At 65.0% G+C, this 22,653-nt stretch carries 23 protein-coding genes and 1 rRNA gene; 14 read left to right on the top strand and 10 right to left on the bottom strand.

Translation table 11 applies throughout. The features are described from left to right. Positions 1–2: 2 nt before the first annotated feature. The 10 genes from NQ036_RS03440 (at position 3) to NQ036_RS03395 (ending at position 10,712) form a co-directional block, all read left to right on the top strand. A complete protein-coding gene (locus NQ036_RS03440; protein WP_257047103.1) occupies positions 3–632 on the top strand; it encodes an FMN-dependent NADH-azoreductase in 630 nt (209 codons plus the stop codon). Next, positions 625–1,677: an arsenic resistance protein gene (locus tag NQ036_RS03435; RefSeq protein WP_306439918.1), complete on the top strand. Its 1,053-nt coding sequence runs from the start codon at positions 625–627 to the stop codon at positions 1,675–1,677. Before NQ036_RS03440 ends, NQ036_RS03435 begins: the two co-directional genes overlap by 8 nt. Continuing rightward, positions 1,650–3,299 carry a glycoside hydrolase family 3 N-terminal domain-containing protein gene (locus NQ036_RS03430; protein WP_257057126.1) on the top strand — a complete coding sequence of 550 codons (1,650 nt, stop codon included), beginning with the start codon at positions 1,650–1,652 and terminating at the stop codon, positions 3,297–3,299. The genes NQ036_RS03435 and NQ036_RS03430 overlap by 28 nt, the downstream gene beginning before the upstream one ends. A 103-nt stretch (positions 3,300–3,402) precedes the next feature. Beyond that, positions 3,403–4,446 carry a dipeptidase gene (locus NQ036_RS03425; protein WP_257057125.1) on the top strand — a complete coding sequence of 348 codons (1,044 nt, stop codon included), beginning with the start codon at positions 3,403–3,405 and terminating at the stop codon, positions 4,444–4,446. Next, complete coding sequence (locus NQ036_RS03420; protein ID WP_257057124.1) at positions 4,439–5,218, top strand: type 1 glutamine amidotransferase; 780 nt, start codon at positions 4,439–4,441, stop codon at positions 5,216–5,218. The genes NQ036_RS03425 and NQ036_RS03420 overlap by 8 nt, the downstream gene beginning before the upstream one ends. Before the next feature lie 462 nt (positions 5,219–5,680). After that, positions 5,681–5,929 (top strand): glutaredoxin-like protein NrdH, encoded by a 249-nt coding sequence (gene nrdH / locus NQ036_RS03415; RefSeq protein ID WP_257047133.1) that lies wholly within the window; start codon positions 5,681–5,683, stop codon positions 5,927–5,929. Between the two features lies 1 nt (position 5,930). Further along, entirely contained in the window at positions 5,931–6,347 is a 417-nt protein-coding gene (nrdI, locus tag NQ036_RS03410; protein WP_257047107.1) for a class Ib ribonucleoside-diphosphate reductase assembly flavoprotein NrdI, read from the top strand. Further along, positions 6,317–8,479 carry a class 1b ribonucleoside-diphosphate reductase subunit alpha gene (gene nrdE, locus NQ036_RS03405; RefSeq protein ID WP_257057123.1) on the top strand — a complete coding sequence of 721 codons (2,163 nt, stop codon included), beginning with the start codon at positions 6,317–6,319 and terminating at the stop codon, positions 8,477–8,479. The genes nrdI and nrdE overlap by 31 nt, the downstream gene beginning before the upstream one ends. Positions 8,480–8,525: 46 nt before the next feature. Then, the gene (gene nrdF, locus NQ036_RS03400; protein WP_257047109.1) at positions 8,526–9,506 is read left to right on the top strand and encodes a class 1b ribonucleoside-diphosphate reductase subunit beta; all 981 of its coding nucleotides are present in this window, start codon (positions 8,526–8,528) and stop codon (positions 9,504–9,506) included. Between the two features lie 285 nt (positions 9,507–9,791). Continuing rightward, the gene (locus NQ036_RS03395; RefSeq protein WP_257057122.1) at positions 9,792–10,712 is read left to right on the top strand and encodes a hypothetical protein; all 921 of its coding nucleotides are present in this window, start codon (positions 9,792–9,794) and stop codon (positions 10,710–10,712) included. 6 nt (positions 10,713–10,718) lie between these two features. Here the strand turns inward: NQ036_RS03395 and NQ036_RS03390 are convergent, their stop codons facing one another. The 3 genes from NQ036_RS03390 to tet are packed head-to-tail and all read right to left on the bottom strand — an operon-like array spanning position 10,719 to position 13,337. Next, a complete protein-coding gene (locus NQ036_RS03390; RefSeq protein ID WP_257057121.1) occupies positions 10,719–11,240 on the bottom strand; it encodes a hypothetical protein in 522 nt (173 codons plus the stop codon). 20 nt (positions 11,241–11,260) lie between these two features. Beyond that, positions 11,261–12,151 carry a hypothetical protein gene (locus NQ036_RS03385; protein ID WP_257057119.1) on the bottom strand — a complete coding sequence of 297 codons (891 nt, stop codon included), beginning with the start codon at positions 12,149–12,151 and terminating at the stop codon, positions 11,261–11,263. Positions 12,152–12,185: 34 nt separating this feature from the next. Then, on the bottom strand, positions 12,186–13,337 hold the full coding sequence (gene tet / locus NQ036_RS03380; protein ID WP_306439922.1) for a Tet(A)/Tet(B)/Tet(C) family tetracycline efflux MFS transporter: 1,152 nt from the start codon (positions 13,335–13,337) through the stop codon (positions 12,186–12,188). A 68-nt stretch (positions 13,338–13,405) separates the two neighbouring features. On the opposite strand from tet, the gene NQ036_RS03375 reads away from it, so the two are divergent. Further along, positions 13,406–13,999: a TetR/AcrR family transcriptional regulator C-terminal domain-containing protein gene (locus NQ036_RS03375; RefSeq protein ID WP_257057118.1), complete on the top strand. Its 594-nt coding sequence runs from the start codon at positions 13,406–13,408 to the stop codon at positions 13,997–13,999. Positions 14,000–14,019: 20 nt separating this feature from the next. Here the strand turns inward: NQ036_RS03375 and NQ036_RS03370 are convergent, their stop codons facing one another. Next, complete coding sequence (locus NQ036_RS03370; protein WP_257057117.1) at positions 14,020–14,601, bottom strand: GNAT family N-acetyltransferase; 582 nt, start codon at positions 14,599–14,601, stop codon at positions 14,020–14,022. 76 nt (positions 14,602–14,677) lie between these two features. Between NQ036_RS03370 and NQ036_RS03365 the strand changes: the two genes are divergently transcribed. Further along, positions 14,678–15,556 (top strand): serine hydrolase, encoded by an 879-nt coding sequence (locus tag NQ036_RS03365; protein ID WP_257057116.1) that lies wholly within the window; start codon positions 14,678–14,680, stop codon positions 15,554–15,556. 37 nt (positions 15,557–15,593) lie between these two features. Here the strand turns inward: NQ036_RS03365 and NQ036_RS03360 are convergent, their stop codons facing one another. From NQ036_RS03360 to NQ036_RS03340, 5 genes are all read right to left on the bottom strand, one after another. Beyond that, the gene (locus NQ036_RS03360; RefSeq protein ID WP_257057114.1) at positions 15,594–16,577 is read right to left on the bottom strand and encodes a nitronate monooxygenase family protein; all 984 of its coding nucleotides are present in this window, start codon (positions 16,575–16,577) and stop codon (positions 15,594–15,596) included. Positions 16,578–16,733: 156 nt separating this feature from the next. Beyond that, the gene (locus tag NQ036_RS03355) at positions 16,734–17,510 is read right to left on the bottom strand and encodes an enoyl-CoA hydratase (RefSeq protein WP_257057112.1); all 777 of its coding nucleotides are present in this window, start codon (positions 17,508–17,510) and stop codon (positions 16,734–16,736) included. Beyond that, complete coding sequence (locus NQ036_RS03350) at positions 17,507–18,559, bottom strand: enoyl-CoA hydratase/isomerase family protein (protein ID WP_257057110.1); 1,053 nt, start codon at positions 18,557–18,559, stop codon at positions 17,507–17,509. The genes NQ036_RS03355 and NQ036_RS03350 overlap by 4 nt, the downstream gene beginning before the upstream one ends. Then, a complete protein-coding gene (locus NQ036_RS03345) occupies positions 18,559–19,725 on the bottom strand; it encodes an acyl-CoA dehydrogenase family protein (protein WP_257057109.1) in 1,167 nt (388 codons plus the stop codon). The genes NQ036_RS03350 and NQ036_RS03345 overlap by 1 nt, the downstream gene beginning before the upstream one ends. A gap of 116 nt (positions 19,726–19,841) precedes the next feature. Beyond that, positions 19,842–20,342, bottom strand: coding sequence for a MarR family winged helix-turn-helix transcriptional regulator (locus tag NQ036_RS03340; RefSeq protein WP_257057108.1), 501 nt, complete (start codon positions 20,340–20,342; stop codon positions 19,842–19,844). Positions 20,343–20,473: 131 nt separating this feature from the next. On the opposite strand from NQ036_RS03340, the gene NQ036_RS03335 reads away from it, so the two are divergent. After that, positions 20,474–21,250, top strand: coding sequence for an SOS response-associated peptidase (locus NQ036_RS03335; RefSeq protein ID WP_257057106.1), 777 nt, complete (start codon positions 20,474–20,476; stop codon positions 21,248–21,250). On the opposite strand, the gene mmuM is transcribed toward NQ036_RS03335, so the two are convergent. Beyond that, positions 21,211–22,185 (bottom strand): homocysteine S-methyltransferase, encoded by a 975-nt coding sequence (gene mmuM / locus NQ036_RS03330; RefSeq protein WP_257057105.1) that lies wholly within the window; start codon positions 22,183–22,185, stop codon positions 21,211–21,213. The two genes, NQ036_RS03335 and mmuM, sit on opposite strands and share 40 nt — an antisense overlap. A gap of 409 nt (positions 22,186–22,594) precedes the next feature. Here mmuM and NQ036_RS03325 point away from each other — a divergent pair. Next, a 16S ribosomal RNA gene (locus tag NQ036_RS03325) occupies positions 22,595–22,653 on the top strand; the annotation flags it as partial.

The raw sequence follows: 22,653 nt of genomic DNA, 5'->3' as shown, positions 1-22,653 counted from the left end.
ACATGCCGAAACTTCTGCGTATCGATTCGTCCATCAACCCCGATTCCGTCTCCCGTGAACTCACCGGGGCCTTCGCCGCATCCTGGCAGGCCGCAGGCGGTTCCGTGGTCCACCGCGATGTGGCCGCCCAGAATCTGCCGCACCTGCCGGAATTCGCGCTCCACTTCGCCCACCGCCCCGGTATCGCCGCCGACGACCCCGCCGCGGCCCTGCAGGACGAGCTCATCGCGGAACTGGAGGCGGCTGACGCGGTGGTCATCGGCGCCCCCATGTACAACTACTCCCTGCCCTCGCCCCTGAAGGCCTGGTTGGACTACCTGCACGTGCCCGGCCGCACCACTGCCGATGTCGCTACCGAGGGCCCCTTGGCCGGCAAGCCCGTCATCGTCATCACCACCCGGGGCGCCGCCTACGACGACCCTGCGTTCCTCGCGTCCCACGATCACATCCTGCCCGTTTTCGACGTCCTGCTGGGCGGGGCCATGGGCATGGCGGTGGAATCGATCGCGGTCGACCGCACCCTGGCGGACCTGCTGCCCGAACTCGATCCGGCCCTGGCCGGTGAACTGCGCGCGGCGGCGACGGTGCGGGCGCGGAGCCGGGCGGAAGAGCTCGCCCGCACCCTTGGCTGACGAGGCCTCGGCCCCGGCTGGGTCCACGGCGGGTCCCGGTGCGTCCACGCGCCGTGGAGGACTCGTGGCCTGGGCCGAACGCCGGCAGGTGTCGCTGTACCTGGCGGCCCTGGCGTTCGGCGCCGGCCTCGGCCTGGCACTCCCGTGGCCGGCAGCGGCGGGCCTGGCCGCGGGAGTGAACCCCACCCTGGGCTTATTGCTCTTCTCGACCTTCCGGGGCGTGCCGTTCGCCCGACTGGCCGGCGCCCTGCGCGATTGGCGCTTCCTGCTGCGCCTGGGGCTGCTGAACTTCCTGGCCGCACCCGTGATCGTCTTCTGCCTGTCCCGATTCGTCGCCGGCGACGCGGCCCTGCTGCTGGGAGTGCTCCTGGTCCTGCTGTGCCCCTGCGTGGACTACGTCATCGTGTTCACCGGGCTGGCAGGGGGCGCAGCCGATCGGCTGCTGGCCGCCACCCCTCTGCTCATGTGCGCCCAGGCGCTGCTGTTGCCGGGTTACCTGTGGCTCTTCGCCGGCCCCTCGGCCCTGGCCGGCCTGCACCCGGCTCCCTTCGTCGAGGCCTTCGTCACCTTGATCCTGCTTCCCCTGGTGGCGGCCCTAACAGTCCAGGCCCTGGAGCGCCGCCTCCGCTGGGCGCGCTACCTGCACGGTGCCATGTCCGGTCTCATGGTGCCCATCATGATGGTGGTGCTCGCCCTGGTGGTCGCCTCGCAGATCAGCGGGGTGGTGGCCCATCTGCGGGCGCTGGCCACAGCCGCGCTGGTCTTCGTCCTCTTCGCAGTCTGCATGACCGCACTGGGCTGGGCCGTGGGCCTGCCCGACGGGGACCGGATCGATGTGCCCGCCCGGCGGGCCCTGCTGTTCAGTGGAGTGACGCGGAACTCCCTGGTCGTGCTGCCACTGGCGCTGGCCACCGGCCACGCCCTGACACCGGTCGTCGTGGTTACTCAGACGCTGGTGGAGCTGTTCGTCATGGTCACCCTGGTGTGGGCCGTACCGAAGATCGTTAGCATTAAGGGATGCGAAAGACCGCGATCCTCGCCCTGACATCCCTTCTGGCCCTTGCTGGGTGCTCCGGCTCGGGTGGTGCACCCCAACCGGCTGAGACCTCGGCCCCTGCACAGCAGTCCACACGGGCCGGCGGAGGGGCGGAAACCGCCGCCTCGGCCAAGCCCGGGGCGCCGGCCGCCGCCGGAGTATCCGCGAAGGACCGGAACCGGGCCCAACAGATCGTCGCGGACATGGACACGGCAGAGCTCGCCGGCTCCGTCGTCATCGCCCAATACGACGGCACCGATCCGCAGACCGCGCAGGATCTGGTGGAGAAGAACCACCTGGCCGGGGCCATCGTGATGGGCTACAACCTGCCCCAGACCCCCACTGCGGATGCCGTGCGCACGACCACGAGAACGATCGGCGAGGCCCGCGGAGACCGCGCCTGGCCGGTATTCATCGGCGTCGATCAGGAGGGCGGTCCGGTCGCCCGGCTGAAGGACGCCGCGACCGGCTACCCGCCGCTCATGGCCGCAGGGGCCGCGCGGGACGCGAAGACCATCACGGCGGCCTACTCCGGCCAGGGTGGCGAACTGCGCGAACTCGGCTTCACCGCCGACTTCGCCCCCGACGCGGACGTCACGATCGGCGCGGCGGACCCCACGATCAACATCCGCTCGGCCGGCGACGACCCGAAGGCGGTGGGAAAGACGGTGGCAGCCGCGATCACCGGCTACAACACCGCGGGCGTGGCCTCGAGCGCCAAGCACTTCCCGGGCCACGGCGCCCTGACCGTCGACTCCCACTCGGAACTGCCCGTGTCGAAGAAATCCATCAAGCAGATGAAGAAGCTGGACCTGGTGCCCTTCACCGCGGCCGATGAAGCGGGCGTGCCGATGACGATGGTCGGCCACATCGGCCTGCCGGGCAACACGGACGTGCCCGCCTCGCTTAGCCCCGCCGTGTACAAGGCCCTGCGCGCCCAGGGCTTCGACGGGGTCGCGGTGACCGATGCCCTGAACATGGGCGCGATCAAGGAGCCGGCGGGACAGGAGACCGTCAAGGCCATCCGCGCAGGTGCCGACCTGGCGCTCATGCCGGCCGACACGACCGCGGCGATCAAGGCCCTGACCCAGGCGATCGACTCCGGTGACATCTCGAAGAAACGCATCACCGAAGCCGCCGGGCGGGTCGTCGCCATGCAGCTGTGGCAGGACCGTGCCGCCGCCCAGGCACCCGACCACGGCGATGCCAGGGCCGCGACCAAAGCGGCGGACACCGCGCTGACAGGACTGTCGGAGAAATCCCTGAGCGTCCTCAAGGGTGCGTGCACCGTGGCGAAGCCCGCCAAGGCGATCCACATCGTCGGGGGAGAGGAACCCGCGCGCAAAGCCCTGACCAGGGCCGCCAGGGCCGTAGGCCTGAGCGTGCGCGAATCCGCCGGGTCCGGCACGACGAGCGTTGCCCTGGGGACGGGGACCTCGGCGCGGGTGGTCGTCAACACCGGTGCGCCGTGGAAGAAGGCCCCGGCCGGGGCACGCACCGTGCTGGCCACGTATTCGGACAACCCACACGCCATGGCGGCCGTCGCGAAGTACCTGGCCGGAGAGCTCGAGGCCACCGGCCGGGTACCCGCCGCGTGGCCCGGAACACAGCCGAAATGCGCCAGGGACTAGGCTGGACTCCCGGTGTCCTGGCCGCCTCGCGGCCGTCCGGCACCGCGAGCCGCGCCCGCGCCGATAGACCCTCTGCACCGATAGACCCTCTGACAGGAGACCCATGACCCTGGTATTCGACGGACACAACGATCTGGCCTGGTATCTGCGGGAGGAATGCGATAGCGATATCGCCCCGGTCAACGACCCGCAGGCCGTGCCGATGACCACCCTGGACCAGCTGCGCGAAGGCGAAGTGGCCGCCCAATTCTGGTCGGTCTACGTCGACTCCGCGATCTCCGGGCCCGCCGCCGTGACCGCCACGCTCGAACAGATCGACATGGTCCACCGGATCATCGCCGCCCACCCCGACCGGCTGGTCTACACACCCACCGCCGCTGACATCCGCGCGGTCTGGGGCAGCGGCCGCACCGCCTCGCTGATGGGTGCCGAGGGCGGACAGCAGATCGACGAATCCCTGGGCGTGCTGCGCGCCTACGCCCGCCTGGGTGTGCGCTATATGACCCTGGCCTGGTCGACCACCCACAGCTGGGCCGATTCGGCCACCGACGAACCCATCCACCACGGACTCAGCGAGTTCGGCAAGCAGGTCGTGGCGGAGATGGACCGGATCGGGATGATCCCCGACCTGTCCCACGTCTCCGCCGACGTCATGCACCAGGTGCTCGATCAGACGCAGCTGCCCGTGGTCTTCACCCACTCCTGCGTCGCGGACATCAACCCGCACCCGCGCAACGTCCCCACCGACGTCATCGACCGCCTGCCGGCCAACGGCGGGGTCCTGGGCATCACCTTCGTGCCGGCCTTCGTGTCCGCCGAACGCCACGCCTGGGCACAGGGCGGCTCCACCGGGCCCGAACCCGAGGTGACCGTCGCCCAGGTCGCAGACCACTGCGACTGGGTGCGCAACCGGATCGGCGCGCAGTACCTGGCACTCGGCGCCGATCTGTGCGGCACCGACTCCATGCCCACCGGCTTGGAGAACGCGGGGAAGTACCAGGCCCTGTTCACCGAGCTGCGCTCGCGGGGCTGGAGCGAGGCCGAACTCGACGGGATCGGCGGACTGAACCTGCTGCGCGTCCTCGAAGCCCACGATCCGGCGTATCTGGCCGAGTTCGGGGCCCGGGACGAGGCCGCGGATGCCTGATTCCCCGGTTCCGAGCCCGGCTGCGCGCCTGCTCGTCGTGGTCAACGACCCCGAGTCGGGTCCCGGGCACCTGGCCGGCTGGCTGGTGGCCGCCGGGGTCGAGTTCGATGTGCGCTTCGGCGCGCACGGAACTCTTCCCGCGGTGGACGAACTGGACGCCTACGACGGCATGATCGCCCTGGGCGGCGGTTTCATGCCCGATGACACGGCTCGCGCACCCTGGCTGGTCCACGAGGCCGGCCTGGTGGACCGCTGCCTGGCCGACGGCATCCCGTTGCTGGGCATCTGCCTGGGCTGCCAGTTGCTGGCCCAGGTCGCAGGCGGCAGGGTCGCAGCTGCCACCGGTGCTCCGGAGAAGGGCTCCACGCCCATCACCATGACCGAGGCCGCAGCATCCGACCCGCTGTTTCGGGACCTGCCGCGCACCACCCGGTTCATCGAGAGTCATGTCGACCGGATCACCTCCCTGCCGCAGGACGCGGTGGTGCTCGCCGGCAGTGCGGTGCTGGACTTTCAGGCCTTCCGCATCGGCGAGAGGGCATGGGGTGTGCAGTTCCATCCGGAACACGAGGGCCCGGACGCGATGGGGCGGTGGAATGCCGAGTCCCTGGCGGCCTTGGGCTTCGACAAGGACGCACTCATCGCCAGGGCCCAGGTGGAGCAGCCTGCCACCGAAGCGGCCGCACGCACCCTGGTGCTGGCCTTCACAGCGCTGGCCGAGGCTCGGGCGCGGGCCAGGCGGGGTACCGAAGGCGCGCAGTCGGAGCCATAACCCAGCCCGCTCTGAATGCAAATTCAGACGCTGTGAGAAGAGCGACGTGGACCCGGAACGGTGTACGCATCCTGTGGAAAACTCCGCATTCGTTCGATATGTGATTCATTCCCGCGAATCGGTACCGGAAGACGTGTGTTGAGCGATCCGCGAGAAACCGCGGAAGGCGGCTTCTGGGACGCGGGGGAGGGCTCAAGCCACCCTGTGAATCCTGCTGTCCACCCCCTGTGCACAGCTATGCACAGGGGGTGGTGTGATAGGGCCTGGCCGGTTGAAATCGCACTGGAAAATCGGCCTATGTAGGGGTATCGTCTTCTCTTGAACACAAGATCTAGTGGTTGTCGGGGTGAAGCCCCTACTACCCGAATTCCGCACCGGCTCCGTTATCCCAGGGGCTGGGAACTTGCGGGGACGCGGATCCTGTGACCTGCAGATACACGCCCGAATGTTGGAGGAAACCCGATTATGGTCACCGTCTACACCAAGCCGTCCTGCGTCCAGTGCAATGCGACGTACCGGGCGCTGGATGCGCGTGGAATCGAATACCGTTCGGTCGACCTGAGCCAGGATGCGCAGGCCCTGGACATCGTCAAGGCCATGGGCTACATGCAGGCACCAGTCGTCGTCACCGACGACGATCACTGGTCGGGCTTCCGTCCCGATAAGATCTCGGCCCTGGCGTCCGAGACGGAAGCGCCCAGCGTGGCCTGAGATGCTCGTCGTCTACTACTCCAGTAGCTCCGAGTACACGCACAAGTTCGCCCGCAAACTCCGGCACCCCACGCAGCGTTTGCCCTTGCTGACGCGTGATGAGATGCCGGAGATCGACGAACCGTACGTGCTCATCACCCCGACCTACGGGGCCGGGCCCAACCGGGGATCCGTTCCGAAACAGGTCAAGAAGTTCCTCGCCACCGCGAAGGCCAATCGCACCAATCTGCTCGGTGTGATCGGGGCTGGGAACACGAATTTCGGCCAGAATTATTGCCGCGCCGCCGACCTGGTGGCAGCCAAGTGCAACGTCCCCGTGCTCTACCGGTTCGAACTCCTGGGCACCCCGGAGGACGTGGCTAAAGTCGACGAAGGGTTGGAAGAACTGTGTCAACGACAGCAGAGAAGCGAGATCTAGAGGCCGTCATCCGCGAGGACACGGATCTCGACTACCATGCGCTCAATGCCATGCTCAACCTCTACGACGCCGACGGACGGATCCAGTTCGAACGCGATAAGCAGGCTGCCCGCCAGTACTTCCTGCAGCACGTCAACAACAACACCGTCTTCTTCCACGACCTCGAGGAGAAGCTGAAGTACCTGGTCGAACACGACTACTACGAGCGCGAAGTGCTCGACCAGTACTCCTTCGAGTTCATCTCCCGGCTGTCCAAGCAGGCGTACAAGAAGAAGTTCCGCTTCCAGACCTTCCTGGGCGCCTTCAAGTTCTACACCTCCTATACGCTGAAGACCTTCGACGGCAAGCGCTACCTGGAGCGCTTCGAGGACCGCGTGGTCATGGTCGCGCTGTTCCTGGCCGCCGGCGACGAGGTGCTGGCAAGCCAGCTGGTCGAGGAGATCATCTCCGGGCGCTTCCAGCCGGCCACCCCGACCTTCCTCAACGCGGGCAAGAAGCAGCGCGGCGAACTCGTCTCCTGCTTCCTGCTGCGCATCGAGGACAATATGGAGTCGATCGGCCGCTCGATCAACTCCGCCCTGCAGCTGTCCAAGCGCGGTGGCGGCGTGGCCTTCAGCCTGACGAACATCCGCGAATCCGGTGCCCCGATCAAGAAGATCGAGAACCAGTCCTCCGGCGTCATCCCGATCATGAAGCTGCTGGAGGACTCGTTCTCCTACGCCAACCAGCTGGGCGCCAGGCAGGGCGCAGGTGCCGTGTACCTCAACGCGCACCACCCGGACATCTACAAGTTCCTCGACACCAAGCGGGAGAACGCGGATGAGAAGATCCGGATCAAGACACTGAGCCTGGGCGTGGTCATCCCCGACATCACCTTCCAGCTGGCCAAGCGCAATGAGGACATGTACCTGTTCAGCCCGTACGACGTGCAGCAGGTCTACGGCAAGCCGTTCACGGAAGTCTGCGTGACCGACGAGTACTACAAGATGGTCGACAACGCGGCGATCCACAAGAAGAAGATCAACGCGCGCGAATTCTTCCAGACTCTGGCGGAGATCCAGTTCGAGTCCGGCTACCCGTACATCATGTTCGAGGACACCGTGAACCGGGCCAATCCGATCGACGGCAAGATCACCATGTCGAACCTGTGCTCGGAGATCCTGCAGGTCTCCGATCCCAGCACCTACAACGACGACCTGAGCTACGCCCAGATCGGCAAGGACATCTCCTGCAACCTGGGTTCGCTCAACATCGCCCTGACGATGGACTCCGATGACTTCGGACGGACCGTCGAAACGGCGATCCGCGGACTCACCGCGGTCTCCGAAGCCTCGCACATCACCTCGGTGCCGTCGATCGAACGCGGCAACGACATGTCGCACGCGATCGGCCTGGGGCAGATGAACCTGCACGGCTACCTGGCCCGCGAACGGATCCACTACGGCTCCGATGAGGGCCTGGACTTCACGAACATGTACTTCTACACCGTGGCCTTCCACGCGGTGCGGGCGTCCATGGAGATCGCGAAGGAACGCGGCCGGACCTTCGACGGCTTCGAGCGCTCGAAGTACGCCAGCGGGGAATACTTCGACAAGTACATCGACGGGGTGTGGGAGCCGCGCACCGACAAGGTCGCCGGCATCTTCGCCGAGGCCGGGATCCACATCCCGACCCAGGACGACTGGCGCGAACTCAAGGCGCAGGTCGCCGAACACGGCATCTACAACCAGAACCTGCAGGCTGTGCCGCCGACGGGCTCGATCTCCTACATCAACAACTCCACCTCCTCGATCCACCCGGTCGCCAGCCGGATCGAGATCCGCAAGGAGGGCAAGATCGGCCGCGTGTACTACCCCGCGCCGTTCATGGACAACGACAACCTGGAGTACTACCAGGACGCTTACGAGATCGGCTACGAGAAGATCATCGACACCTACGCCGAGGCGACGCAGCACGTCGACCAGGGCCTGTCGCTGACGCTGTTCTTCAAGGACACCGCCACAACCCGTGACATCAACAAGGCGCAGATCTACGCGTGGCGCAAGGGCATCAAGACGATCTACTACATCCGCATCCGCCAGCTGGCCCTGGCCGGCACGGAGGTCGATGGCTGCGTATCCTGCATGCTGTGACCGTACACATCACACAACTGTCTGTTACGAATAACTGGGTGGATAAATGATTTCGGGCGAGAAGCTCACTCTCGTGTCGCACGTCGACGCGATCAACTGGAACCGGATCCAGGACGATGTCGACTCCGAGGTGTGGGATCGGCTGACGGCCAACTTCTGGCTGCCGGAGAAGGTGCCGCTGAGCAATGACGTGCAGTCCTGGGCGACGCTGACGGAAGATGAGAAGACGCTGACGATGCGCGTCTTCACCGGCCTGACGTTGCTGGACACGATCCAGGGCACCGTGGGCGCGGTCTCTCTGATCCCCGACGCCCTGACCCCGCACGAGGAGGCCGTCTACACGAACATCGCGTTCATGGAGAGCGTGCACGCGAAGTCGTACTCCTCGATCTTCTCCACCCTGTCGAACACGAAGCAGATCGACGAGGCCTTCCGCTGGTCGACGGAGAACCAGAACCTGCAGCGCAAGGCGAAGATCGTGCTGGACTACTACCGGGGCGACGATCCGCTCAAGCGCAAGGTCGCCTCGACCCTGTTGGAGTCCTTCCTGTTCTACTCCGGCTTCTACCTGCCCATGTACTGGTCGAGCCACGCGAAGCTGACGAACACGGCGGATCTGATCCGCCTGATCATCCGCGACGAGGCCGTGCACGGCTACTACATCGGCTACAAGTACCAGCGGGGCCTGGAACTGGAGTCGGAGGCGCGCAAGCAGGAACTGAAGGACTACACGTTCAACCTGCTGTTCGAGCTGTACGAGAACGAGGTCCAGTACACCCACGACCTGTACGACGGCGTGGGCCTGAGCGAGGACGTCAAGAAGTTCCTGCACTACAACGCGAACAAGGCGCTGATGAACCTGGGCTACGAGGCCATGTTCCCGGCGGCGGTGACCGATGTGAACCCGGCGATCCTGTCGGCGCTGAGCCCCAACGCGGATGAGAACCACGACTTCTTCTCTGGTTCCGGCTCCAGCTACGTCATCGGCAAGGCCGTCAACACCGAAGACGAGGACTGGGACTTCTAGAGTCCCGGATCTAGCCCGAAGCCCTTCAGGGCTGGTCGGAGGCCCGGACCCGCAGGAATCTGTGCGGTCCGGGCCTCTTTTCGTGCCTTCTCTCAACAGCCAGAGGAGGACAGTGATGACTACAAGTAGCCGTTCAGTGGGGCACGTCGGGGGCGCAAACGCACCTTGCCCAGGGACTGTCAAGAAAACGGTGGAACTGTTGTTACGTGGATTCTAGTTTGAGTGGGCAGATAGCCGACTTTCGAGGTGCAAGACAATGGAGAGGGTCGAGAGCGAGGAGTGGCCGTGCCAGATGTCGGAGATGAGCTAATCTATCGCCTGCGTGACTACTCCGCCTCGGAGCACGTCAAGGTCATTGAAATCGATACGCGCAAGAGGACGCCTCGCTATGTAGTCGAATTCCTTGACAACGATAAAGCTGGCACCCAAGAGAACGTGCCCGGTGGCCGCCTCCGCGGCGACTGGTCCGACGTCGCGGCTTATGACGAACTCATGGCGAACTGGGAACGTATCGACCATGGGGAGCTCACCGACTCTGAGCAGGCGGCAGCTGATCAAGTTTTCGACCTTCTGATCCCCGAAGAAGTCGCGGAATGCGAGTGGTCGCCTGTCCGGTACGCCACCCGTATTCACCAGCGGGACGCGTTGCACGAGCTGATAGGGATCACGGTTGACGATTTGCTCGCTCAGAACGAGGGCTTCGATCTGGACGGAGACGTTATGCTCTCGGCCGACGGAACGCTCGCGATCGCTGAGTGCGCTTGCCGGATAAACCCGATGCCTATCCTCGACTGGGTGCTGGAGGACGAGAAAGATTGCCGGGAGAAGAGCGCAAACGGATGTGCTGCTGTCAGCTACGACAAGCACGCCTACACGACGTCACCGGAGTGGGAGTACCAGTGGTACCTGGAGCACAGCCGGCCCGTTCATGAGTTGCTCCGCTCTTGGTGCGGTCAGCGCGCGGCAACGTTGCAAGAACGCCTTGGCGCTGCCGAGGCGGAGAACCGGCGCCTGAACGAACTCATCAGCCGCATCTTCGAGGAACTCAAACGACTCGGACACTCCCAGGCAACTGACTACCTCATACGCGCCTATGAGGAAGAACGAATCACGCCCGCAAACTACCGGCCCGTCGTTGATCGCCCGCTCAAACCCTCCGAGATCCCGGTTCAGTACGTCACGAGACCACGACGCTGGGGTTACTGAACGCTACTAGCTATAGAGCGATCTGGACTTCATAAACGGTGAAAGGTCACTGTACGAAGGCCCGGGAATCTCTGGGACCTTCGCTGCGCGTGGGAGCGGGTCGATCCGGGATGCCTCAGCCTCGACTTGCTCCGCCCACGCCAGTGCTTCTTCTCGCTGCTGGCCTTCAAAAGGCGCTGCAGCCTCGCGAATTGCCGCCGCGTATCGACGTAAGAGGCCTGCTTCTTCCCATTTCTTCGCTTGGCTCTTCATAGTATTCACCACGAACTGTGCCCGGTACTGCTCTGTTGCTACGACCCGATCCTCGTCCTCCTGCTGACGGCGAACGAGTGCACGTTCTTGCTCGGCTTTGCGATTCTTGGTCTGGCGTTCGTGGCGCAGGCGGATCTCTTCCAATATTTGTGCCAGGTCATCTTCCAGCGCGTGGTCTTCCGTGTCGCGCCAGCTACTGGCCCAGAATGTCCCACCGTCACCGCTGAGCACGAGGCCAAGCTGTTCAGCGGGGACGTCATCGTAGTCGGGGAACAAGAACCCTTTCTGTACCCGCACTATCTCTCTCTCTGCGTCGGTTCGTGGGGCTCTTTGAGCGTCTCCTGCGTGAACCAAAGCCTAAAGCTATCACGGTCGATAGAAAACCCGATCTCGTCCCGTCGTGGCGAATCGTGGTAGGTATTGTTCGGATTTCTCGGCTGATTCAGGACAGCCTTGACGGACATATCCCTCTCCCTCGCCGCAATGACCAAAGCCTCAGTCAGACGCAGCGCGCGTTTACGTGGACCTCCAGCGACCTGGAACGTGTCACTCTCGGAAAGCGTGGTAGTGACATCGCTCGGAGTGTGAAGGCTGCTGGGCACTGTGATGGCCTCAAGTACTCTGGTCTGCCACTCTGGGAGGGGCTCAAGAGTCACGGCCAACTGATTGGGGGAAGGCCAGGAGAGCGTGATCTGCATGCCGTCCGGGATCAGACCTCGGTGCTTGGCCAACGTGATGAGACGTCTGTAGCGGGCCTCTTCGCTCCTTTCAGTAACAAGCCGATGTTCCTCGGCCGCGTTGAGCGCGAGCATGAACTGCTCGGTCTTGTTCGGTTGCTTCGCTCGGGGTGTGCCCTTTCTGGTCTTTCGCGGCGGCGGTCCTTGAGGTGTAGGGGACGGCTCCAGGCTTTGGGGCTCCGCGGCTGGAGCCTGCTGAGGGGTGTCGGCTGCGTTGTCTGAGGTCTGGTCCGGATAAAGACCATGTTCAAGGTAGTAGCGGCCGTCATCGGTTAGCCTGGCCGACCAGTTCGCTCCGGAGCCATGCACTTCGATCAGACCCCGGTTGTGTAGAGCACGTGCCGAAACACGATGCGACCTATTGTTGTAGGTATCGCCTGGACAGCCGTTTTTCACCCACCTCAGCACTTCTAGCTGAACTGTGTTGAGGGGCACTGTACGTCTGGTCATCACTCCATTCTCCCGGGTGTTCGCCCGATCGTGCTCACTGCCGCCTCGCAGCGCACAGGAAGAGGATTGTGCACGGAAGGTAAAATACGACTGCGCAGAGCCAGAGGCCGCCGTCTGCTCCTGTGCGGGTGAGAGCGAAGATGCTGGTGAAGATAAGCGGACCGACGATCGAGGAGAGGCTGTTGAGCCCCGCCAGGGTTCCCTGCAAGCGCCCTTGACGATGTCCTGGGGCGCGCTGGGAGAGCAGCGTCTGCAACGCCGGAACGGTGATGCTGCCCAGGCCAAGGGCCATGAGGATCGGTACCATCGCCCAATCGTCGACTACGAATACAAGTCCGATCAGGCCTGCGGCATCGGTGACGATTCCGAGGAGGACGGCTTTCACTTCACCGACTCGCTTGACGATGGGTCCGGTCAACATAGCCTGCACGATGACCTGTATCAGTCCGAACACCGACAAAGAGATGCCGACCGCGCCGGGATTCCAGGCGAGGCGGTGCTGGGTGAACAGTACCCAGGTGGATCCTGGGGCCTGACCGATGAACTGCACCAGTCCGAAGGCCGTGAGTAGGAGCGCCATGCCGGGTATTGCTGTGAGTGTGGAGGCTGCGGGTGTAAAGTTTTGTGTTTCGTCGCCGGGCTGTGGCCGTGTCTCCTGCAGGAGGGTCAGGCTCAGGAGCAGATTGACGGTGGTCAGGATCGCTGCGATGAGGAAGGGCAGATGGGGTGAGAGCGCGCCGAAGAAACCGCCGATTGCGGGACCGGCGATCATGCCCCCGCCGTAACAGGCGCCAAGCCAGCCATAGCGCTTCGCGCGTTCATGGGTGGGCGTGATGTCGGTGATCACCGTGGCGGTGACTGCATTCGTGGCACCGGTGATTCCGGCGATCGCGCGGGCCGGGTAGAGAATCCAGAGGCTGGAAGCCAGCGCGAGGACGAGGTAGTCGATGGTCGCGCCCGCCAGTGAGATCAGGAGGACTGGCCGTCGTCCGTAACGATCCGAGAGTCTGCCTAGTAGGGGAGCACAGATGAACTGCATGACGGCATAGAGCGCGGTCAGTAATCCAACGTGCAACGGCACCGCAGCGTCGGCCGTGCCGATCCGGGCCAAGAGGGTGGGAAGGATCGGCATGACTAGGCCCACGCCTGCTGCATCCAGAGTCGCGGTGGTGAGTACAGTCGTCAGGGTTCCCCGATGGGATCGGCTATGAGTCACCTTATCTAAGATAAATTTATTAATGATAAAGTGCAAACATGACACAACGTCGGACACGCTTGGACAGCACAGCGGTGCTGCACGGGGCCCAACTGGTGCTCGATGAGAAGGGCCTCGACGGTTTCACGACCCGCGCCCTGGCCGGCCACCTGCAAGTGCAGCAGCCCGCACTCTACTGGCACTTCCGCACCAAGGGAGAGCTCCTTGCAGCGCTCGCCGAGGACGTACTCGCACGTGAGCACCACGGTTCGCTTCCGGAACCAGGGGAGAAATGGGATGCCTTCCTGCAACGCAATGCGCGGAGCTTCCGAAGCGCACTGCACGCGGTGCGTGATGGCGCACGGCTGCATGCGGAACACCATCGGCGACCTGGCGACACAATCGATGAATCCTCGGACGATGCGCCGGGCCGGCAGGTTGCACTTCTGGTATCGCAGGGCTTCGACGAGGGGACCGCAGTCAGTGCGCTCGTCGCGATCAGCCGATACACCGTCGGAGTCGTACTGGAAGAACAGGCTGATAGCCGTCGTAGAGACCGGGACCCGGAAAACGATAGGCGGTTCGAATTCGGTCTGAGCGCTCTGATCGCCGGCATCTCTGCACACCTACAGGCGAGCCCCCGTGCCGCGTAAAGACCTCGGCGTTGTTGCGCCTATGGTTCCCGCTCGCCCCGGGTGACCTCATACACGACCTCGCCCAGTTCTGCCCCCGGTAGCGGATCGTCCCAGTGCCGGACCTCGGTCTTGATGTGGCGCATCCCGATCTTCTCCATGACCCGCCGCGACGGGGTGTTGACCGCCATCGTCTCGGCCCACACGCGTTGCAGCCCGACTGTTTCGAAGGCGTACTGCAGGAGCGCTCTAGCCCCCTCCGGCGCATACCCCTGGCCCCATTGCGAGCGCAGCACTCGCCAGCCGATCTCGGCCTCGTCGGGTTGCAATACCGCCTCGGGTTCCAGCATCGTGCCGGGTTCGGAGTCGCTGCGGCCCAAGTCCCACCAGCCGACGAACCGGTCGCCTGCATACCCGACCCACCAGCCGAGGCCTACGGCATCCGCGCTGGTGTCGGCGCACCTCGGCGTCCAGAACTCATCGGTCTCCGCAAGGCTCCGCGCACGGCCCAGCAGAAACCGCATCACCTTGGGATCCGTGTCCAGCTGCCGGTGCAAGGGCAGGTGTGCCGGCGTCATCGGCCGCAGTTCGAGCCGTTGGGTGGTGATGACCGGGCGTGTCATGGTCTTTACCCTACCCACCCTCGCAGTGTCGCGGATGGCCACGACGCGGCTGCGGCGAACCGAATAGCATGCAGATATGCCCTCGCATCCGATCTTCCCCATCCCACCGGCCGCTTCGGGTCTGGAGTGGTCCATCAGCATCGACCAGATCGCAGATCGGACCACACCCGATCGGCCCGCACCCGACCGGCCTTCACCCGCTCGCCCGCAGCCGGACCGCAATCTGTTCGCCCACGACCAGCACCGGACACTGCGCACCGCCAGCGTGGGCAAGATCTTCCTGCTCATCGAGGTCTGCACCCGGTTCCATGACGGCCGCCTGGACCCCGCCGACCGACTCCACGTGCCCGCCGAACACGAGGTCGCGGATTCCGGCCTGCTCTACCTGTTCCGCGACCGGGCGATCACGCTCGACGACGCCTGCCTGCTGGTGGGTGCGGTGAGTGACAATCTGGCGACCAATGGGCTGCTGGCCCGCTGCGGACTCGAAGCGGTGCGGGCGGTGGCGCCGGCGCTGGGACTGGAACAGACCTCGCTGTTGGACTTCATCCGCGACGCCAGGACCCCCGAGCTGCCGTGGACCCCGTCCTATGGCGCCGCGGGGGAACTCTCACGGCTCATGCGGCTGCTGCGGGAAGGCACTGTGGTCGCCCCGGAGGTGTCCGCGCGCGTCCTGCACTATCTGGCGGCCGATACGGACGTGTCGATGGTCGCCGGGGGATTCCACATCGACCCCTTGGCCCATTTCGAGGCGGACGGCTCCCTGCTGGTCCGCCACAAGACGGGCAGCGACTCCCAGATCAGGGTCGACGTCGGCCTGGTGGTGGGACCGGCCCGCACCGTGAGCTATGCGGTGGGGGCGAACTGGCATGCCTCAGCGGTCGATCACCGCGTCGGGGTCGAGGACTATATGCGGTCCCTGGGAGAGGTCATAAGGGCCCTGGTCCTCGGCTGAGGCCAGGGCCCCGGCCCCGTGGAACGAGCTCGGAGCCTCACCAGCGGTTAAGCTTCGTCTCCAGCTCGGCGCGGGCGGCTGCGAACTGACCGCTCAGCTCGGCTGCCAGTTCGGCCACCGGACGCGATTCGGTGATCGCGCCGATGCCCTGTCCCGAGCCCCAGATCTCCTTCCAGGCCTTGGGTGCGGTCTTGCCATCGGCCCCGGTGGCAAACGTCATCTTGGTGGGATCGGACTGCGGCAGGTCGTCCGGGTTCAGACCCGCCTGGCTGATCGACCCGCGCAGGTAGTTCCCGTGCACCCCGGTGAACAGATTGGAGTAGACGATGTCCTCGGCACCCGAGGACACGACCATGTCGCGGTAGCCCTCGACGACGTTCGCCTCGGGGGTGGAGAGGAATGCCGAGCCCATATAGGCGGCGTCCGCGCCGGCGGCCAGGGCTGCCAGGATGGAGCGGCCGTGGCCGATCGCGCCGGACAGGGCGATGGTCCCGTCGAACCAGCTGCGGATCTCCTGCAGCAGGGCGAAGGGGGACTGGGCGCCCGCGTGGCCGCCGGCGCCGGCGGCCACGGCGATGAGGCCGTCGGCGCCCTTCTCGACGGCCTTGTGGGCGAAGCGGTTGTTGATGACGTCGTGCAGGACGATGCCGCCATAGGAGTGGACGGCCGCGTTGACGTCCTCCCTGGCACCCAGGGAGGTGATGACGATCGGCACCTTGTGGTCGACGACGACGCCCAGGTCGTGTTCGAGCCGGTTATTGGTCCTGTGCACGATGAGGTTCGTGGCGAAGGGTGCCACGGGAGCTCCCGGATTGGTCGCGGCGTATGCGGCATTCGACTCCGAGATGTCGTCGAGCCAGTCGGCCAGGGCCTCCTGCGGGCGGGCATTGAGGGTGGGGAAGGAGCCGACGAGTCCGGCCTGGCACTGGGCCTTGACCAGTTCGGGTCCTGAGGCGATGAACATGGGGGAGCAGATCACTGGGAGGGAAAGTCTGCCGTCGAGGATTTCGGGTAGGGCCATGAGCGTCTCCTTTGGGCTGCATGATCGTTCGTTCAGTCCTACTGTAGTGCACCGTATGGGTTTACAGTCCAGTCTGACTGTTTTTCGTGTGAAGGAAGGGCGGGTCCGGATGCGCATCCGGACCCGCCCCAGCCGGTCCGCCGAAACGGAACCGTGTCAGTTGTTCGTGAAGTGCGCTTCGCGCTTCTCGACGAACGCGGCCATGCCCTCGGTCTGGTCAGCCGTGGCCAGCGAGGAGTGGAACAGCCGGCGTTCATAGTCCAGGCCCACCTGCAGGCTGGTCTCGAAGGCCACGTTGACGGCCTCCTTGACCATCGCCGAGGCGATCTGCGACTTGGCGGCGATTGTCGCGGCGACCTCCCTGGCCGTCGCCAGCAGGTCATCGGGTTCCGTCACCCGGGCCGCCAGGCCGGAGCGCTCGGCCTCGGCCGCGTCGATCATCCGCCCGGTCAGGCACAGGTCCATCGCCTTGGCCTTGCCGATCGCGCGGGTCAGGCGCTGCGAGCCGCCCATCCCCGGCAGTACGCCCAGGTTGATCTCCGGCTGGCCGAACTTCGCCTTGGTGCTGGCGATGAGGATGTCGCACATCATCGCCAGCTCGCACCCGCCGCCCAGGGCGAACCCGTTGACCGCGGCGATCACGGGCTTGCGCACATCGGTCAGGCGCTGCCAGCCGGCGAACCAGTCGTTGACGAACGCCTTGGAGAAGCCCAGGTCCGCCATCTCCTTGATGTCCGCACCGGCTGCGAAGGCGCGGCCCGCGCCGGTGATGATGATCGCTGAGACCTCCGGATCGGCGTCGAAGGCCGCAGCGGCCGAGGTGACCTCGGTCAGGATCTGGTTGTTCAGCGCGTTGAGCGCCTCCGGACGGTTCAGCGTGATGGTCGCGATGCCGTCGCCCGATTCGGTCAGGATGGTTTCATAGCTGCTCATGCGAAGACCTTCTGTTCGTGTTCGTCGGTCAGGATGGATTCGATCTCGGCGGGATCCACGGCCTCCAGGGTCGCGGGGTTCCAGGAGGGGTTGCGGTCCTTGTCGATGACCTGCGCGCGGATGCCCTCGACCAGGTCGGGGTGCTCGCCCAGGTTCAGCGCGACCCGCAGATCGCGCTCCAGCACATCGCGCAGGTCCATGTCGGCAGCACTCCGGATCATCCGCAGGGTCAATTCGACCGAACGCGGGGACTTTGCTGCGATCGCCTCGGCCGCCTCCTGTGCGCGGGGCTCGGGGCGGGCGCGCAGGGCGGCCACGACCTCGGCGGCGGTATCGTGCGCGAACGCGGACTCGATCCATTCGAGGTCGCCGGCCAGGGTAGGGGCGCCCGGTTCGGCGGCGAAACGGCGCACCGTCGCCTCGGAGGGGTCTGCGGCCAGGGCCTGCTGGAGTTCGGCCAGGCGGTCGGCCGGCACATAGTAGTCGGCCAGGCCGTAGGCCACGGCGTCGGCGGCGCCGATCGACTCGCTCGACAGGCCCATGTAGAGGCCCACGCGGTGGGGCATGCGGGCCAGCAGGTAGGTCGCGCCCACATCGGGGAACAGCCCGATGCCCGTCTCCGGCATCGCGATCTTCGTCGAATCGCTGACGATGCGCACACTGCCGTGGGCCGAGATGCCCACGCCGCCGCCCATCGTGATGCCGTCCATGATCGCGATGAAGGGCTTGGGATAGGTCGCGATCAGGTCGTTCATCCGGTACTCCTTGGAGAAGAAGTCCAGTGCGCCGCTCGTGCCCTGCGTGATGGCCGCGTGGACGGCCTTGATGTCGCCACCGGCGCACAGTCCGCGTTCGCCCGCGCCGGTGATCAGCACGGCATCGATTGCGGCATCGGTCGCCCAGGCGCGCAGGGCCTCGTCCACCAGGTGGACCATCTCCTCGTTCAGCGCGTTGATCGCGCGCGGACGATTGAGTTCGATGTGGCCCAGTCTGCCCCGTACCGTTGTGATGACGGTGGGATCGACCGGTGTTGTGGCTTCGTTGCTCATCAACCTACTCCTGTGCTCTTGCGGGAAATGATCACCTTCATGATTTCATTGGTGCCCTCGAGGATCTGGTGCACTCTCAGATCGCGGACGATCTTCTCGATCCCGTACTCCTGGAGGTACCCGTAACCGCCCAACAGCTGCAGCGCCCGGTTGGCCACGTCGAAGCCCGTATCCGTCGCCTTGAGCTTGGCCATGGCCGACAGCAGGGAGGTGTCGGGATCCCCTGCGTCATAGGCCCTGGCAGCCCGCCACAGCAGGGACCTGGCGGCCTCGAGGTCGGCCTGCAGCTGGGCGACCTCGAAGCGCAGGGCCTGGAACTGCGTCAGATCCTGTCCGAAGGCCTGGCGCTCGCCCAAATATGCCACAGCCTGTTCGAGCGCGGCCTGCGCTCCGCCCAGGGAGCACGCGCCGATGTTGAGCCGGCCGCCGTCCAACCCGCTCATCGCGATCTTGAAGCCCTGGCCCTCCTCGCCCAGCCGATTGGCCACCGGTACGCGCACGTTCTCCAGGTAGACCTGGCGGGTCGGTTGGGCCCGCCAGCCCATCTTCTTCTCATTGGCGCCGAAGGACAGCCCGGGGGTGTCGCGGTCGATCAGGAAGCTGGAGATGCCGCGTGCCCCGGCCTGTCCGGTGCGCGCCATGAGGAGGTAGACATCGGTCTCGCCCGCCCCGGAGATGAACTGCTTGGTGCCGTTGAGCACGTAGTACTCACCGTCGCGCCGGGCGGTCGAGGCGATCGCGGCGGCGTCCGAGCCCGCATTCGGTTCGGTCAGGCAGTAGCTGGCCAGCGCTTCGAAGGATGTCAGGCGCGTCAGCCACTTCTCCTTCTGTTCGGGGGAACCGTAGCGGGAGACCATCCAGGTGGCCATATTGTGGATGGAGATGTACGAGGCGACCGCCGGGTCAGCGGTCGACAGGGCTTCGAATACGACGACCGCGTCCATCCGGCCCAGGCCCGAGCCACCGTATTCCTCGTCCGCGTAGATCCCGCCCATGCCCAGGTCCGCCGTGGCCTTGATGGCGTCGATGGGGAAGTGGTGGGCGGCGTCCCAGTCCAGTGCATGGGGCGCGAGCTGTTCGTCTGCGAATTGACGGCACATCGCCGCGAGCTCGAGTTGGTCCTCGTCCAAACCGAACGGGCGGGATGCCGCGCTGCTGTGTGCCATGGAGGTCCTCCGATCATCTGGCCGACCACACCGCTGTGGTCTGGACTACAGACTAACAGAACACTAGGACGTCCAAGTAACAGGTTGCACGAGCGCGTGCCGGTCGGGGCTTGACCTCAGGCGCGGTCGGCCTCGAGCCCGGAGCGCAGGAGCGCGAGCGAATCGAGCAGGGTGGTGATGTCCTGCGGTGCGGCACCCGGGTGCGCGAAGACCTCGGCGTTCAGCACAGCGGCGGCACGGGCGACCAGTTCGCGTCCGGCCGGGGTGATCTCGACTAGCGTGGTGCGTCCATCCGTGGGATGCGGCTGCCGGCGGGCCAGGGCGGCGGCCTCCAGACGGTCCACCGAATTCGTCGTCGAGGTGGCATGGACCTGTAGGCGCTGGGTGATTTTGTTCATCGGCAGGCTGCCCCTGCGTGTAAACGACAACAGGGCCAGCACTTCGAACCTGGCGAAGGTCAGCCGCAGGGGTTTGAGAACAGCATCGATGCGGGCCTGGAACAGTTGCTGTACGCGCATGATGGAAATGACCAGCGTCATTCCGTCTGCGGCCTCGTCCCAGCCGTGGGTCAGCCATTGCCTGCGGGATTCCGCAATCGGATCCATATCCTCTGCCATGGGCCTCAGTGTATTAAATCCGAGTATTGGATCCGACGGTGCCGGTCGGTGAGAACCCGGGTGCGGGACGGATCTGTATGTTCTGTATGCCGTGGAGTGACGGGCTGCGGTGGGCGTGGCACGATTGGAGCATGTGCGGACGTTTGAACATGCAGGTGGACCCGGCGGACCTCGCAGCCGACCTCGGCGCGGTCTACGAGGCCTATGCCTTCGGCCCGCGGTACAACGTTCCGCCCGGCGCCGTCCTGCCGATCATCGTCAGCCGACCGAATGAGGACGGTGAACTGTCCACCCAGATCCGCTCGGCCCGCTGGGGTCTGGTGCCCGGCTGGGCCAAGGACGTCAAAATCGGCTTCCGCGCCTTCAACGCCCGGGTGGAGACCGTGGCGAGCAAGCCGATGTTCCGCGCGGCCTTTGCCGCCCGGCGCTGTGTGGTCGCCGTCAACGGCTATTACGAATGGCAGGCTCTCGCAGATCGGGGAGGCGCTGAAGCCCCTGTGGGCAAGGCCCTGGCGGGCAAGCAGCCGTGGTTGATGCATGCAGCCGACGACGGCTGGCTGTTCATGGCGGGTCTCTACGAGTTCAAGCGGCTGACGGAGAGTGACACCGTGGATCGGGGCGACCCTGCCGTGTACGGGGATTGGCTCGTCTCGACGAGCATCATCACCTGCCCGGCCCGCGGCCATCTGGCAGATGTTCACGATCGTATGCCCATTATGGTGGATCGGGGACAGGTGGACACCTGGACCGATCCCAGCCTCTCAGCGGCCGAGCTTCCCGGTGTGCTCGCAGGGTTGATGGACGGTTTCGATCCGGAGCGGATCCTGCGGTATCGGGTGGATCCGGCCGTCGGCAATGTTCGCAATGACTACGAGTCGTTGACCGCACCGCTGCCGGAACCGGTCTGAATCGCCGTCGCCAGCGCCCGGATGTCCTCGGGAGTGGTGCGGCAGCAGCCGCCGATGATGCGGGCTCCCGCCTCCGTCCAGGCCCTGGCATGGACGGCCAGATCGACATCGTCGGAGCCATCGCCACTCCACGTCTGGGTTGCGGCGGAATAGACATGGCCCGAGTTGGGGTAGCAGATGCCGGGTAGCCCTGTGGTGTGAACAGTGGCCAGGGCCGGTGCCACGACCGCTGCACTGCAACAGTTGACTCCCACGGCCACCGGCGGGTTGGCGGCGTGGAGCAGCCGACCGGTGAGCGAGGCCAGGCTCCCGCCATCGGGCAGGTTGGGCCCACCACTGCAGCTGAGCCACCATTCGGCTGCCGGGTAGTTGGACATGACATCGCCTATGACGAGGGCCTCGTCATAACGGGGGATGGTCTCCCAGGCGAACAGTCTGCAGCCGGCTTCGTATAGGAGGCCGACGCGATCCCGATGGTATGCGTGGAGCGCTTCCCGGGCGATGGAATATGCGCCGGTGTATTCCGAACCATCAGCCAGATGGACGCCATAGGGCCCCAGTGCGGAAGCCGCCAAGGTCTGGATGCCGGTGCTGCGCGTATAGTCCTGGGTCGAGTTCTGAGCCAGATGCCAGGAGGTGGCCATGAGTTCCTCGGCGCGCGAAGTGGTGTAGCCGGCCCTCACGAACGCCGGGACCGAGGCCTGGTAGGCCAAAGACTCCACGATCCGGGCGCCGGCCCGCAGGTAGTCGCGGTGCATAGTGGCGATCAACTCTGGATCAGTGTCCAGGACGGCTGCCGACCACAGATCGCTGGAGACATCGACCCCCAGGTCCTGTAGATAGGTCCCCGATGCTCCGTCGAGGACAAGCGGGCGCGAAGCGGTGGCGAGGGCTTCTCGCAGTGGTGTCGGGGGATTGAGGTGGGTCTTCGGCATAAGGACAGAGTATGTGAGCAGCGTCATGCTTAGCCGGTTTGCGGCCGGGTTGCGGGTCGTGTAATGTTTTCTCTTGTCGCCAGGACAGCCCAGCGGGTTCGCGGGGCCGGAAATCCCGGCGGCAGTGAACATAATCGAGCATCCCTTCGCGGTGACTCCTCTTGTGATTGCCTGTGTTTCACGGGTGGTTGTCGGGGTTGGCCAGTGTGGGTGTGTGCCTGTTGTTTGAGAACTCAATAGCGTACTTGAATAGTTTTTTTCGTGATGCCAGAACTAAGTAGTACATATTTTCTGGCTGAAAATAATAATGATGGATGATACGAAGAACAATGCCTTTCTTTATGGTGGGTGTTGTTCTTTTTCTCGTCAGTCTGTTCTTTTCGGTCGGGATCGCTTTTAAGCAAATTTTTTTGTGGAGAGTTTGATCCTGGCTCAGGACGAACGCTGGCGGCGTGCTTAACACATGCA

The organism is Brevibacterium sp. 91QC2O2 (assembly GCF_024580695.1).
Lineage (GTDB): Bacteria > Actinomycetota > Actinomycetes > Actinomycetales > Brevibacteriaceae > Brevibacterium > Brevibacterium moorei.
The sequence above is the reverse complement of the archived record's forward strand: the minus strand, read 5'-3'. Positions and strand labels throughout refer to the sequence as shown.